The organism is Streptomyces katrae (genome assembly GCF_002028425.1).
Taxonomy (GTDB): domain Bacteria; phylum Actinomycetota; class Actinomycetes; order Streptomycetales; family Streptomycetaceae; genus Streptomyces; species Streptomyces katrae_A.
In genome coordinates, this window is record NZ_CP020042.1 from 2,160,142 (window position 1) to 2,172,194 (window position 12,053).

Here is a 12,053-nt window from a genome sequence, read left to right on the forward strand (position 1 = left end):
GTGGTGCCCGACTTCGCCGTCGAGCCGGACTTCCCGGAGGAGGAGGCCGAAGGGGACGCCGACGCCGAGGCGGAAGCCGACGGCTTCGGGGTCACGCCGGCGTTGGCCTCGACCTTTTCCTTCAGCTTCTGCGGGGTCAGCGGGTTGGCCTGGTCTCCGAAGATGTCCTTGCCGTCGAGCAGGACGGTCGGCGTCCCCTTGAACTTTCCGGCGCGGAAGGCCTCGTGCGACTTGGCGACCCAGCTGTTGTGGGTGCCGTTCTCCACGCAGGAGCGGAAGGCGGGGGTGTCGAGTCCACCGACTTTCCCGGACAGTTCCAGAAGCTTGGCGTTCTTGCTGTAGGCGTCGTCCGTCTCCTGCGGCTGGTTCACGAAGAGCACGTCGTGGTACGCGCCGAACTTGCCGGCGTCCTGCGCGCAGGCCGCCGCATTCGCCGCGTTCAGCGAGCCGGTGCCGCGCATGTTGCCGTCGATGAGGGTCACCAGGTGGTACTCGATCTTGAGCAGCCCCCTGTTCTCCAGGTCGTGGAGGGTGTCCCGGTAGTTGTCCTCGAAGGCCTTGCAGGCGGGGCAGCGGAAGTCCTCCCAGACCGTGAGGGTGGACTTGGCGCCGTCCTTGCCGGTCTGGATGGCGAGCGCGTCCTTGCCGGTGGCGCCCGAGGGGGCCGCGACGGGTCCCTTGGCGGTCTTGTCGCCCTTGCCGGTGTTGGCCGCGATCACGCCGACGACAGCGGCCAGGCCGAGGACGCCGACCACCGCCCCGCCGACCACGAGGGCGCGCCTGCGCTTGTCCTTCTTCTTCTGCTGCTCGCGCTCCGCCTGGAGTCGCTCCCGGGCCGATCGTTTCGTCACATCGCGGTTCGCACCGTCGTTCTTCTCGCTCACGTTCCGCCAAACGAAGCAGGGAGGCACTCGCGTGCCTCCCTGCTCCCGATTCCACCCGATCGGGCTACAGAACCCCGGTAAGGGCCCGCCCGGCGTCAGGACCTGCGTACGCCTTCCGCCAGGTCGCCCGCCAGCGCCCGCACGGCCTCCAGGCCCGCGGGCAGGTCCGGGGCGTCCAGCAGCAGCTTGACGAAGGCCGAGCCGACGATCACACCGTCGGCGAAGCCCGCGACCTGCTTGGCCTGCGCGGCGTTGGAGACGCCCAGGCCGACGCAGACCGGCAGCTCGGTCGTGGCGCGGGTGCGGCGGACCAGTTCCTGGGCCTCCTGGCCGACCGACTCGCGGGTGCCGGTGACCCCCATGAGGGAGGCGGCGTAGACGAAGCCGGAGCCGGCCGCGGTGATGGTGGCCAGGCGCTCGTCCTTGCTGCTGGGGGCCACGACGAAGACGGTCGCCAGACCGTGCTTGGCCGCGTGCTCGCGCCACAGGGCGGACTCCTGGACCGGCAGGTCGGGCAGGATGCAGCCCGCGCCGCCCGCCGCGGCCAGCTCGGCGGTGAACCGCTCGACGCCGTAGCGGTCGATGGGGTTCCAGTACGTCATGACCAGGATCGGGACCCCGGTGGCCTCGTAGGCCTCGCGCACGGTGCGCATCACGTCGGCGATCTTGACGCCGCCGCGCAGGGCGATGTCGTCGGCGGTCTGGATGACGGCGCCGTCCAGGACCGGGTCGCTGTGCGGCAGGCCGATCTCGACCACGTCGGCTCCGCCGGCGATGACGGCCTTGACGGCCTCGATGCCGCCGTCCACGGTCGGGAACCCGGCCGGGAGGTAGGCGACGAGGGCGGCGCGGTCCTCGGACTTGGCCTTGGCGAGGGTCGAGGCCAGCAGTTCCAGGTTTCCGGTGCTCACTTGTTCTCCCCCTCGGGCTCCGTGCCGTCGTACAGCCCGAAGTAGCGGGCCGCCGTGTCCATGTCCTTGTCGCCGCGGCCGGACAGGTTGACCACGATCAGGCCGTCGGGGCCCAGTTCCTTGCCCAGGTCGAGGGCGCCCGCGAGGGCGTGGGCCGACTCGATCGCCGGGATGATGCCCTCGGTGCGCGACAGCAGGCGCAGGGCCTGCATGGCCGCGTCGTCGGTGACGGCGCGGTACTCGCCGCGGCCGCTGTCCTTGAGGTAGGAGTGCTCGGGGCCGATGCCGGGGTAGTCCAGGCCGGCGGAGATGGAGTAGGGCTCGGTGATCTGGCCCTCCTCGTCCTGGAGGACGTAGGAGCGGGAGCCGTGCAGGATGCCGGGCTCGCCCGCGGTCAGGGTGGCCGCGTGCTCGCCGGTCTCGACGCCGTGCCCGGCGGGCTCGAAGCCGACGAGGCGGACATCGGCGTCGGGGATGAAGGCGTGGAAGAGCCCGATGGCGTTGGAGCCGCCGCCGACGCAGGCGGCGACGGCGTCGGGGAGGCGTCCGGCGCGCTCCAGGATCTGGCGGCGGGCCTCGACGCCGATGACCCGGTGGAAGTCGCGGACCATGGCCGGGAAGGGGTGCGGGCCGGCGACGGTGCCGAAGAGGTAGTGGGTGCGGTCCACGTTGGCGACCCAGTCGCGGAAGGCCTCGTTGATGGCGTCCTTGAGGGTCCGGGAGCCGGACTTCACGGCGATGACCTCGGCGCCGAGCATCCGCATGCGGGCGACGTTCAGCGCCTGGCGCTGGGTGTCGATCTCGCCCATGTAGATGGTGCACTCGAGGCCGAAGAGGGCGCAGGCGGTGGCGGTGGCGACGCCGTGCTGGCCGGCGCCGGTCTCGGCGATGACGCGGGTCTTGCCCATGCGCTTGGTGAGCAGCGCCTGGCCCAGCACGTTGTTGATCTTGTGCGAGCCGGTGTGGTTGAGGTCCTCGCGCTTGAGGAAGATCCGGGCGCCGCCGGCGTGCTCGGCGAAGCGGGGGACCTCGGTCAGGGCGCTGGGACGGCCCGTGTAGTTGACCATGAGGTCGTTGAGCTCGGCGGCGAAGGCGGGGTCGCCCTTGGCCTTCTCGTACTCGACGGCGACCTCGTCCACGGCGGCGACGAGGGCCTCCGGGATGAACTTGCCGCCGAAGTCGCCGAAGTAGCCCTCGGCGTTGGGGACGGAGCCTTCCGGGTCCGGGATGAAGAACGAGCTGGTGGACATGCCACTACTCCTACGTGGTGCGGTATGCGGTGCCGACGGGTGGCTGGGATGCACCGTATTGCGCCGTCGGTCCGTCGCCCGCGCACCCCGCTGGAGGGGGTGGGGGTACGGACGGAGCGGTCCTCGCCGGGAGCCGTCGGGCGGCTCGGGCGCGGGACCGTACGCGGCCTGCCGCGCCCGGTGCCTGGGGCTACCGGGCGGGCGGGACCGTCGTCACGACGCGGCTCCGCCGCGCCATCGCATGCCGTTGACCTGACCGGGCTCGGAGCCGATCACGTAGCGCACCCGCCGCCCGTGGACGCGCCGGGCCGGGGCGCGGCAGCCGCGGGGGCGGCAGCCGCGCGCCAGGGGCGCGTGCGCCGTCGGCACGCCGGCCGGGCCGTGGCCCGGGCGGGTGCGGACGGAGGGGCGGGAGGGGGCCATGGGAGGGGTCAGCTCCGCCCGTGGCGCAGGGCGGGGTGGGCGCCGGCGGCGACGAGGTCGGCCACGGCCGCCTTCGGGTCGCGTCCGGTGACCAGGGACTCGCCGACGAGGACGGCGTCGGCGCCCTCGTTGGCGTAGGCGATCAGGTCGTGGGGTCCGCGGACCCCGGATTCGGCGACCTTCACGATGTGGGGCGGGATCTCTCCGACGACGCGCTCGAAGGTGGAGCGGTCGACCTTGAGGTCCTTGAGGTTGCGTGCGTTGACGCCGATGATCTTGGCACCGGCGGCGACGGCCCGCTCGATCTCCTCCTCGTCGTGGACCTCCACGAGCGGGGTGAGGCCGATGGACTCGGCCCGCTCGATGAGGGAGACGAGGGCTTCCTGGTCCAGCGCCGCCACGATCAGCAGCACGAGGTCGGCGCCGTAGGCGCGGGCCTCCCACAGCTGGTACGCCGTGACGATGAAGTCCTTGCGCAGGATCGGGACGTCGACGCGGGCGCGGACGGCCTCCAGGTCGGCCAGCGAGCCGCCGAAACGGCGCTGCTCGGTGAGGACGGAGATGACCGCCGCACCGCCCGCCTCGTAGTCGGCGGCGAGCCCGGCCGGGTCTGCGATCGCGGCCAGCGCGCCCTTGGAGGGGCTGGAGCGCTTGACCTCGCAGATCACCTTGACGCCGTCGCCGCGCAGGGCTGCGACGCCGTCCTTGGCCTGGGGCGCCTTGGCGGCACGCTCCTTGAGCTCGTCGAGGCTCACGCGGGCCTGCCGTTCGGCAAGGTCTTCGCGGACCCCTTCGATGATCTCGTCGAGCACACTCACGCGAGCGGCCCCCTTCCGGGTCGATGACGTTCGGCCGCCTTGCGGACACGTACCACTGCAAGGTCAGCAATCAAATGGTATCCGCAGGTCGCCACGGCCTCCGCACGGAGTTCGCGGCGTCCCAGGGTCTGGACACTCGGAATATGGGGTTCCTCCAGTCCCTCCCCGGGCCCCGCAAGGGCTCAGGGGGCCAAAGCGGAACCGATCGGTAGGTTCCGGACGATCGTGAAAGCCAGCGCCAGCGTCCCCACCACCCACCACCAGACGGGCCCCAGGACGATCCGGGGCACGGGACCGCCGCGGAAGGCCCGTACCAGCCACAGCGCCGTGAACCCCGCGAAGACGAGGTAGCCGGCGACGGCCAGGGCGTTGTCCCCGAGGGCCGTGACCAGGTCCCCCCGGGCGAAGGCGTGCGCGCTGCGCAGCCCGCCGCAGCCGGGGCACAGGACGCCGGTCAGCCGGAACAGCGGGCAGACCGGGTAGTGGCCGGGCTGGTTGGGGTCCACGGCGCCCACGTACGCGAAGGCGGCCACGGCCCCGGCCAGGGTGAGCACCGGAGCGGCCGACCGCCGCGCCCGGGACGCCCCCGCGGGGGCCGGAACCGGCTGCGGGCCCTGCCGGGCCGGGCCGGGGGGAGTGCAGGAGGCGTCCACCCGCTGATTCTCTCCGCTCATGACGGAAGGCGCAGCCCGGCCGGGCCACGCCTTCCGTACGCCAGGGACTCGGCTCAGGCCTTCGCGGCGAGCTGCTTGGCGGCGATGACCTCGGCGAGGTCCTCGTGAGCCGGCTTCGGCATGCCCATGCCCGCGGCCTTCATCGCGAGGCCGACGACACCGCCGAGGGCGACGACGCCGATGCCCGCCCAGAACCCGACCGGGTTCGCGATCACCATGAAGGCGCCGGCGACGCAGAAACCGATGAAGGAAATGACGACACCGGTCCAGGCGGCCGGGGTGTGTCCGTGGCTCGTGCCCGCCATGAGTTGCTCCTCGTTGATCTGTCGGGCGTGACGTCTCGCACGCTCGATGTCATTGTCCCGCACGTGGCGTGCGGATTCCCCAGCGGGTGGCCCGTTCCAGGGGGTGCCGTGCGCGCCCGGCGCGGCCGGGCCTCAGCCGGTGGGGTCCTCGCCCCGGTCCAGAGCCTTCCACAGGTCCTCCGGCCGGTCCGGGTCCACCGCCGCGGGCGTACGCCGCCGGGGGCTGCCGTCGCGCTCGTAGCGGCCTCCCATCGCGGGCCAGTTGCGGCCGAAGCGCAGCGCCAGCAGCCCGGCGAGCAGGATCAGGGCCGCGCCCGCGGCCGTGATGTAGGGCCAGGCCGTATGGCTGAGCTCCACCACCCGTGCGGCGGTGTCGGCGGTCGCGACGGCGGCCCGCTCGTCCAGCGCCCGGCGGTCGTCGGCGGCGGCCACGGCCGACAGCGCGGCGCCCAGGCCGCTCAGCGCGAGCAGCGCCGAGACCAGCAGCCGCCCCCGGCCCCGTACGGCGAACACCGCGACCAGGGCCGCGAGGCCGACGATGGCCAGGGCCGCCGGGAGGCCGGTGACGGCCCGCCCGTCGGCGGTCAGCGGGAGCGAACCGCCCCCGACGGCGGCGCTGCCCCGGGCCCAGACGCGGCCGGAGGCGAGCAGGACGACGGTGGCGCCGAGCGCGCCGAGCAGCAGGGCGACGGCCACCGTGCGGCGGCCCGATCCGCTCTCGGGGGCGTCGGCGTTCGGGGACAGGGGTACGGCACTCACGTACCCCACTATCCCCTACGCCCTCAGCCGCGGTGGAGGCGGTTCGCCGCTCCGACGGCGCGGAGCACCGCGGCGGCCTTGTTGCGGCACTCCCGGTCCTCCAGCTCGGGCACCGAGTCGGCGACCACACCGGCTCCGGCCTGGACGTACGCCGTCCCGTCGCGCAGCAGCGCCGTACGGATGGCGATGGCCGTGTCGGAGTCCCCGGCGAAGTCGAGGTAGCCGACGCAGCCGCCGTACAGGCCGCGGCGGGTGGGCTCCAGCTCCTCGATGATCTGCATGGCGCGCGGCTTGGGCGCGCCGGAGAGGGTGCCGGCGGGGAAGCAGGCGGTGAGCACGTCGAAGGCGGTCTTCCCCTCGGCGACCCGCCCGGTGACGGTGGAGACGATGTGCATGACGTGCGAGTACCGCTCGATCGACATGAAGTCGACGACCTCCACCGAGCCGGGCTCGCAGACCCGGCCGAGGTCGTTGCGGCCGAGGTCGACGAGCATCAGGTGCTCGGCGCGCTCCTTGGGGTCGGCCAGCAGCTCCTCGGCGAGGTCGTTGTCCTCCTGCGGGGTGGCGCCGCGGTGCCGGGTGCCGGCGATGGGGTGGACCATGGCCCGCCCGTCCTCGACCTTCACCAGGGCCTCGGGGCTGGAGCCGACGACGTCGAAGCCGTTCTCGAAGCGGAAGAGGTACATGTACGGGGACGGGTTGGTGGCCCGCAGGACCCGGTAGACGTCCAGCGCGGAGGCCCGGCAGGGGGTCTCGAACCGCTGCGAGGGCACCACCTGGAAGGCCTCGCCGGCCCGGATGCGCTCCTTCACGTCCTCGACGGCGGCCTGGTAGTCCTCGCCGCCCCACAGGGCCTCGAAGGGCGGCAGCTCGGACTCGGGCAGCGCGGTGGGCGCGTAGGGGGCGGGACGGGCGAGGTCGGCCTCCATGGCGTCGAGCCGGGCCACGGCGTCCGCGTAGGCCTCGTCCACGCCGGTGTCGAGGTCGTTGTGGTTGATGGCGTTGGCGATGAGCTGGACCGTGCCGTCCCAGTGGTCGAGGACCGCCAGGTCGGAGGTGAGCAGCATGGTGAGCTCGGGGAGCCCCAGGTCGTCCTCGGTGTGGTCGCCGATGCGCTCCAGGCGGCGGACGATGTCGTAGCCCAGGTAGCCGACCATGCCGCCGGTGAACGGGGGCATGCCGCCCGCCAGGTCACGCGGAGTGTGGAGGACCTGGACGGTGGCGCGCAGGGCCTCCAGGGGGTCGCCGCCCGTGGGGACGCCGACGGGCGGGGTGCCGATCCAGTGGGCGTGCCCGTCCTTGACGGTGAGGGTGGAGTCGCTGCGCACGCCGACGAAGGAGTAGCGGGACCAGGAGCGGCCGTTCTCGGCGGACTCCAGCAGGAAGGTGCCGGGGCGTTCGGCGGCCAGCTTGCGGTAGAGCCCGACCGGGGTGTCCCCGTCGGCGAGCAGCCGGCGGCTGACGGGGATGACACGGCGGTCGGCCGCGAGCTTGCGGAAGGTCTCGAGATCCATGGGGTGGGACCCTAACTGGCTAGTCGGCGTCGCTGAGCAGGACATCGGCGTCGAAACAGGTGCGCGCGCCGGTGTGGCAGGCGGCCCCGACCTGGTCGACCTTGACGAGCACGGTGTCGGCGTCGCAGTCGAGGGCGACGGACTTCACGTGCTGGTAGTGGCCGGAGGTGTCGCCCTTGACCCAGTACTCCTGGCGGCTGCGGGACCAGTAGGTGCAGCGGCCGGTGGTGAGGGTGCGGTGCAGGGCCTCGTCGTCCATCCAGCCGAGCATGAGCACCTCTCCGGTGTCGTACTGCTGGGCGATGGCCGGGACCAGGCCGTCGGCGGAGCGCTTGAGGCGGGCTGCGACGGCGGGGTCGAGGGGGGACGTACTCATGGGGCCCATTGTGCCGCGCCGCGGTGACCGTCATTGATCTCCGTCCGCCTGATGGGCAGCCGCGGAGCGGCTGCGGCCGTAGGCTGGCCGGTATGTCTACCCATGCGAAGCGCGAACGCCTGCTGCTGGCCGACCTGTTGGAGGCCGCCGGGCCGCAGGCCCCGACCCTGTGCGAAGGCTGGACCTGCCGGGACCTGGCCGCGCACGTGGTGGTCCGCGAGCGGCGTCCGGACGCGGCGGGCGGCCTGCTGCTGAAGGTCCTCAAGGAGCGGCTCGACCGGGCGATGGCCGAGTACGCGGCGAAGCCGTACGAGGAGCTGATCCAGCTGATCCGCACCGGGCCGCCGAAGCTGTCGGTGTACGCGCTGAAGCAGGTGGACGAGGCGGCGAACGCGGTGGAGTTCTTCGTGCACGCGGAGGACGTGCGACGGGCGCAGCCGGACTGGTCGCCGCGGGCGCTGGACCCGGTGTTCTCGGACGCGCTGTGGTCCCGGCTGGAGAAGCTGGCCCGGCTGACGGGCCGCCGCTCGCCGGTGGGCCTGGTGCTGCGGCGCCCGGACGGGCGTACGGCGGTGGCGCACAAGGGGGTGCCGGTGGTGACGGTGACGGGCGAGCCGGGTGAGCTCACGCTGTTCTGCTTCGGCCGCCAGGCCGCAGCCGCGGTGGATCTGGAGGGCGAGAAGGAGGCCGTCTCCCGCCTGACGGTGGCCCAGCTGGGCATCTGACCACGGCCCCGGGGGCGTCCGGCGGCGGCCCCGGGGGCGTCCGGTCGCGGCCCCGGGGGCAGCCGGCCCCGGCCCCGGGGCAACCGGCCCGGCCCCGCCGCCGCGCGGGGCGCGGCGGCGGGGTACCGCCGGGCCGGTGAAATCGGGCATGGCGGCGCCGGGCGAAAGGTTTCCGCACCCCTCCCCGTCCCTACGCTCCGTCACGGATGCCGACCGGTTCGGTGTCGTCACCGTGGAAGGAATGGAACCCCCCATGCGTCTTCGCACCACCGCCGCCGCCCTCGCCGGAGCCCTCGCGCTGGTCCTCCCCGCCGGAGCCCAGGCGTTCGCCGACGACGGCAAGGCCCTCAACTACGTGTACGTCGACCAGAGCCACACCGAGCAGAACGGCCAGGTCAAGGACATGGGCTCGGACAAATGCCATGCCCTGCCCTCCGCCGCGTCGGAAGTCGTCGAAGCGGTGAACGAAAGCGACTCGGTGGCCCTGGTCTTCGAGGAGCCGGACTGCGGCGGCGCGCCGGTCGCCACCCTCCAGCCGGGTGAGAAGGCCGGCGATTTCCACGCCGCCTCGGTCGTCTTCCAGCAGGCCCGCAAGCAGGACCAGCAGCAGGCCGGCCAGCAGCAGAAGCCGGAGCAGCAGGACGACTACGACTCGGTCGACGACTTCCGCTAGACAGCCCGACGGGGGCACCCGGGCCCTGCCCGGGTGCCCCCGTCCGCGCGTGCGTGCCCGCGGTCAGCGGACGGGGTGGCCCGCCTCGCGCAGGGTCGCCTTGACCTCGGAGATCCGCAGGTCGCCGAAGTGGAACACCGACGCCGCGAGCACCGCGTCGGCGCCCGCCGCGATGGCGGGCGGGAAGTGCTCCAGCTTCCCGGCGCCGCCGGAGGCGATCACCGGGACGGTGACGTGCTCGCGGACGGCGGCGATCATCTCGGTGTCGTAGCCGTCCTTGGTGCCGTCGGCGTCCATCGAGTTCAGCAGGATCTCCCCCGCGCCCAGCTCGGCCGCGCGGTGCGCCCACTCGACGGCGTCGATGCCGGTGCCCCGGCGGCCGCCGTGGGTGGTGACCTCGAAGGAGCCGGACGCGGTGCGGCGGGCGTCGACCGACAGCACCAGCACCTGGCGGCCGAAGCGTTCGGCGATCTCCTGGATCAGCTCGGGCCGGGCGATGGCGGCCGTGTTCACGCCCACCTTGTCCGCGCCGGCCCGCAGCAGCTTGTCCACGTCGTCGGCGGTGCGCACGCCGCCGCCTACCGTGAGCGGGATGAAGACCTGCTCCGCGGTGCGCCGCACCACGTCGTAGGTGGTCTCGCGGTTGCCGGAGGAGGCGGTGATGTCGAGGAAGGTCAGCTCGTCGGCGCCCTCGGCGTCGTAGAGCTTGGCCATCTCCACCGGGTCTCCGGCATCACGCAGGTTCTGGAAGTTGACGCCCTTGACGACGCGGCCGTTGTCCACGTCCAGGCAGGGGATCACGCGTACGGCGAGGCTCATCCCTCGACCTCCTTGAAGGCCTCGACCTCCACCTCGACGACCATGCCCGGGTCGACGAAGCCATTGACGATGATCATGGAGGAGGCGGGGCGGACGGCGTCGAAGAGGGTCTTGTGGGCGCGGCCCACCTCGTCGACGTCACGGGCGTGGGTGAGGTACATCCGGGTGCGGACCACGTGCTCGGGGCCCATCCCGGCCTCGGCGAGCGCCTTGAAGGCGGCCTCGAAGGCCTTGACCGTCTGGTCGTACGGGCCGCCCGCGTCGGCGGCCGTGCAGCCGGAGACCAGGACCAGGCCGTTGGGGAGGGCCACGGCACGGGAGTAGCCGATCACGTCCTCGTAGGGGCCGCCGGAGGAGATCCGGCGCACGCCGGAGTCGGAGGAGCTCATGCGCGGACCGCCTCCAGGGCCTCTTCCAGGGTGAAGGCCTTGGCGTACAGGGCCTTGCCGACGATGGCGCCCTCGACGCCCAGCGGGACGAGCCCGGACAGGGCCCGCAGGTCCTCCAGGGAGGAGACGCCGCCGGAGGCGACGACGGGCCGGTCGGTGGCCGCGCAGACGTTCCTCAGCAGCTCCAGGTTGGGGCCGCTGAGGGTGCCGTCCTTGCCGATGTCGGTGACGACGTAGCGGGCGCAGCCCTCGGAGTCCAGGCGGGCGAGGGTCTCGTAGAGGTCGCCGCCCTCACTGGTCCAGCCGCGGCCCTTGAGGGTGGTGCCGCGCACGTCCAGGCCGATGGCGATCCGGTCGCCGTGCTCGGCGATGGCCTTGGCGGCCCACTCGGGGGTCTCCAGGGCGGCGGTGCCGAGGTTGACGCGGGTGCAGCCGGTGGCGAGGGCCGCGGCGAGCGTGGCGTCGTCGCGGATGCCGCCGGACAGCTCGACCTTGATGTCCATGGCACGGGTGATCTCGGCGACCAGGGCGCGGTTGTCACCGGTGCCGAAGGCGGCGTCGAGGTCGACCAGGTGCAGCCATTCGGCGCCGGAGGCCTGCCAGGCGAGGGCCGCCTCCAGCGGGGAGCCGTAGGAGGTCTCGCTGCCGGAGACGCCGTGCACGAGGCGTACGGCCTGGCCGTCGCGGACGTCGACCGCGGGGAGGAGTTCGAGCGTGGGTGCGGTCATCACAGGGTCTCGATCCAGTTGGTGAGGAGCTGGGCGCCGGCGTCGCCGGACTTCTCGGGGTGGAACTGGGTGGCCCACAGGGCCCCGTTCTCCACCGCCGCGACGAAGCGCTCGCCGTGCGTGGCCCAGGTGACCTTGGGGCCCTTGATCCTGGGGTTGGTGACCTCCAGGGACCAGTCGTGGGCCGCGTAGGAGTGCACGAAATAGAAGCGGGCGCCGGCGTCCAGGCCGGCGAAGGCCTGGCTGTCGGCGGGTGCCTCGACGGTGTTCCAGCCCATGTGGGGGACGACGGGGGCCTTCAGCGGGCCGACCGTGCCGGGCCACTCGTCCAGGCCCTCGGTCTCGACCCCGTGCTCGATGCCGCGCTCGAAGAGGATCTGCATGCCGACGCAGATGCCCATGACGGGGCGGCCGCCCGAGAGCCGGCGGCCGATGATCCAGTCGCCGCGGGCGTCCTTGAGGCCCTGCATGCAGGCGGAGAAGGCGCCCACGCCTGGCACGAGGAGGCCGTCGGCGTCCATGGCCTTGTCGTAGTCGCGGGTGATCTCGACGTCCGCGCCGACGCGCGCGAGGGCGCGCTCGGCGGAGCGGACGTTGCCGAAGCCGTAGTCGAAGACCACGACGTTCTTCTTGGCGCTCATTCCCAGATTCCTTGGATTCGCAGGATCCCGGCGGCCAGGCACATGGCGGAGCCGAGGGCGAGCAGAACGATCACCGACTTGGGCATCTTCTGCTTCTGGAAGGAGTAGACGCCCCCGGCCAGGAACAGGCCGAGGACGATCAGGACGGTGTTGAGGCCGTTCAC

General features: G+C 72.8%; 16 protein-coding genes and 1 pseudogene. 2 read left to right on the forward strand and 15 right to left on the reverse strand.

What is annotated here, in order from left to right; translation table 11 throughout:
* Positions 1-95: 95 nt before the first annotated feature.
* The 10 genes and pseudogenes from B4U46_RS09825 to hisI all read right to left on the reverse strand — a co-directional run.
* A pseudogene (locus B4U46_RS09825) lies at positions 96-884 on the reverse strand (thioredoxin domain-containing protein); the annotation flags it as partial.
* 95 nt (positions 885-979) lie between these two features.
* Positions 980-1,795, reverse strand: a complete 816-nt coding sequence (gene trpA, locus B4U46_RS09830) for a tryptophan synthase subunit alpha (RefSeq protein ID WP_079425973.1) — start codon at positions 1,793-1,795, stop codon at positions 980-982.
* The gene (gene trpB, locus B4U46_RS09835; protein WP_079425978.1) at positions 1,792-3,045 is read right to left on the reverse strand and encodes a tryptophan synthase subunit beta; all 1,254 of its coding nucleotides are present in this window, start codon (positions 3,043-3,045) and stop codon (positions 1,792-1,794) included. The genes trpA and trpB overlap by 4 nt, the downstream gene beginning before the upstream one ends.
* A gap of 213 nt (positions 3,046-3,258) precedes the next feature.
* Complete coding sequence (gene trpM, locus B4U46_RS09840; protein WP_045950210.1) at positions 3,259-3,468, reverse strand: tryptophan biosynthesis modulator TrpM; 210 nt, start codon at positions 3,466-3,468, stop codon at positions 3,259-3,261.
* Between the two features lie 8 nt (positions 3,469-3,476).
* A complete protein-coding gene (gene trpC / locus B4U46_RS09845) occupies positions 3,477-4,286 on the reverse strand; it encodes an indole-3-glycerol phosphate synthase TrpC (RefSeq protein ID WP_079425980.1) in 810 nt (269 codons plus the stop codon).
* A 182-nt stretch (positions 4,287-4,468) separates the two neighbouring features.
* Positions 4,469-4,960 (reverse strand): DUF2752 domain-containing protein, encoded by a 492-nt coding sequence (locus tag B4U46_RS09850; protein ID WP_079425985.1) that lies wholly within the window; start codon positions 4,958-4,960, stop codon positions 4,469-4,471.
* Between the two features lie 53 nt (positions 4,961-5,013).
* A complete protein-coding gene (locus B4U46_RS09855; RefSeq protein ID WP_079425988.1) occupies positions 5,014-5,265 on the reverse strand; it encodes an HGxxPAAW family protein in 252 nt (83 codons plus the stop codon).
* A 132-nt stretch (positions 5,266-5,397) separates the two neighbouring features.
* Positions 5,398-6,033: a TIGR02234 family membrane protein gene (locus B4U46_RS09860; protein ID WP_079425991.1), complete on the reverse strand. Its 636-nt coding sequence runs from the start codon at positions 6,031-6,033 to the stop codon at positions 5,398-5,400.
* A gap of 14 nt (positions 6,034-6,047) precedes the next feature.
* A complete protein-coding gene (locus B4U46_RS09865) occupies positions 6,048-7,538 on the reverse strand; it encodes an anthranilate synthase component I (RefSeq protein WP_079425994.1) in 1,491 nt (496 codons plus the stop codon).
* Positions 7,539-7,557: 19 nt separating this feature from the next.
* A complete protein-coding gene (gene hisI, locus B4U46_RS09870) occupies positions 7,558-7,923 on the reverse strand; it encodes a phosphoribosyl-AMP cyclohydrolase (RefSeq protein ID WP_079425998.1) in 366 nt (121 codons plus the stop codon).
* An 83-nt stretch (positions 7,924-8,006) separates the two neighbouring features.
* Here hisI and B4U46_RS09875 point away from each other — a divergent pair, with 83 nt between their 5' ends.
* Positions 8,007-8,639: a TIGR03085 family metal-binding protein gene (locus B4U46_RS09875; RefSeq protein WP_079426001.1), complete on the forward strand. Its 633-nt coding sequence runs from the start codon at positions 8,007-8,009 to the stop codon at positions 8,637-8,639.
* Between the two features lie 253 nt (positions 8,640-8,892).
* Positions 8,893-9,312 carry a hypothetical protein gene (locus B4U46_RS09880; protein ID WP_079426004.1) on the forward strand — a complete coding sequence of 140 codons (420 nt, stop codon included), beginning with the start codon at positions 8,893-8,895 and terminating at the stop codon, positions 9,310-9,312.
* A gap of 63 nt (positions 9,313-9,375) precedes the next feature.
* Here the strand turns inward: B4U46_RS09880 and hisF are convergent, their stop codons facing one another.
* The 5 genes from hisF to B4U46_RS38005 are packed head-to-tail and all read right to left on the reverse strand — an operon-like array spanning position 9,376 to position 12,053.
* Positions 9,376-10,131, reverse strand: a complete 756-nt coding sequence (hisF, locus tag B4U46_RS09885; protein WP_079426007.1) for an imidazole glycerol phosphate synthase subunit HisF — start codon at positions 10,129-10,131, stop codon at positions 9,376-9,378.
* Complete coding sequence (locus B4U46_RS09890; protein ID WP_079426010.1) at positions 10,128-10,520, reverse strand: RidA family protein; 393 nt, start codon at positions 10,518-10,520, stop codon at positions 10,128-10,130. Before B4U46_RS09890 ends, hisF begins: the two co-directional genes overlap by 4 nt.
* Positions 10,517-11,248: a bifunctional 1-(5-phosphoribosyl)-5-((5-phosphoribosylamino)methylideneamino)imidazole-4-carboxamide isomerase/phosphoribosylanthranilate isomerase PriA gene (gene priA, locus B4U46_RS09895; RefSeq protein ID WP_079426014.1), complete on the reverse strand. Its 732-nt coding sequence runs from the start codon at positions 11,246-11,248 to the stop codon at positions 10,517-10,519. The genes B4U46_RS09890 and priA overlap by 4 nt, the downstream gene beginning before the upstream one ends.
* Positions 11,248-11,889 (reverse strand): imidazole glycerol phosphate synthase subunit HisH, encoded by a 642-nt coding sequence (hisH, locus tag B4U46_RS09900; protein WP_079426018.1) that lies wholly within the window; start codon positions 11,887-11,889, stop codon positions 11,248-11,250. The genes priA and hisH overlap by 1 nt, the downstream gene beginning before the upstream one ends.
* Positions 11,886-12,053 carry a hypothetical protein gene (locus B4U46_RS38005; protein ID WP_167747577.1) on the reverse strand — a complete coding sequence of 56 codons (168 nt, stop codon included), beginning with the start codon at positions 12,051-12,053 and terminating at the stop codon, positions 11,886-11,888. Before B4U46_RS38005 ends, hisH begins: the two co-directional genes overlap by 4 nt.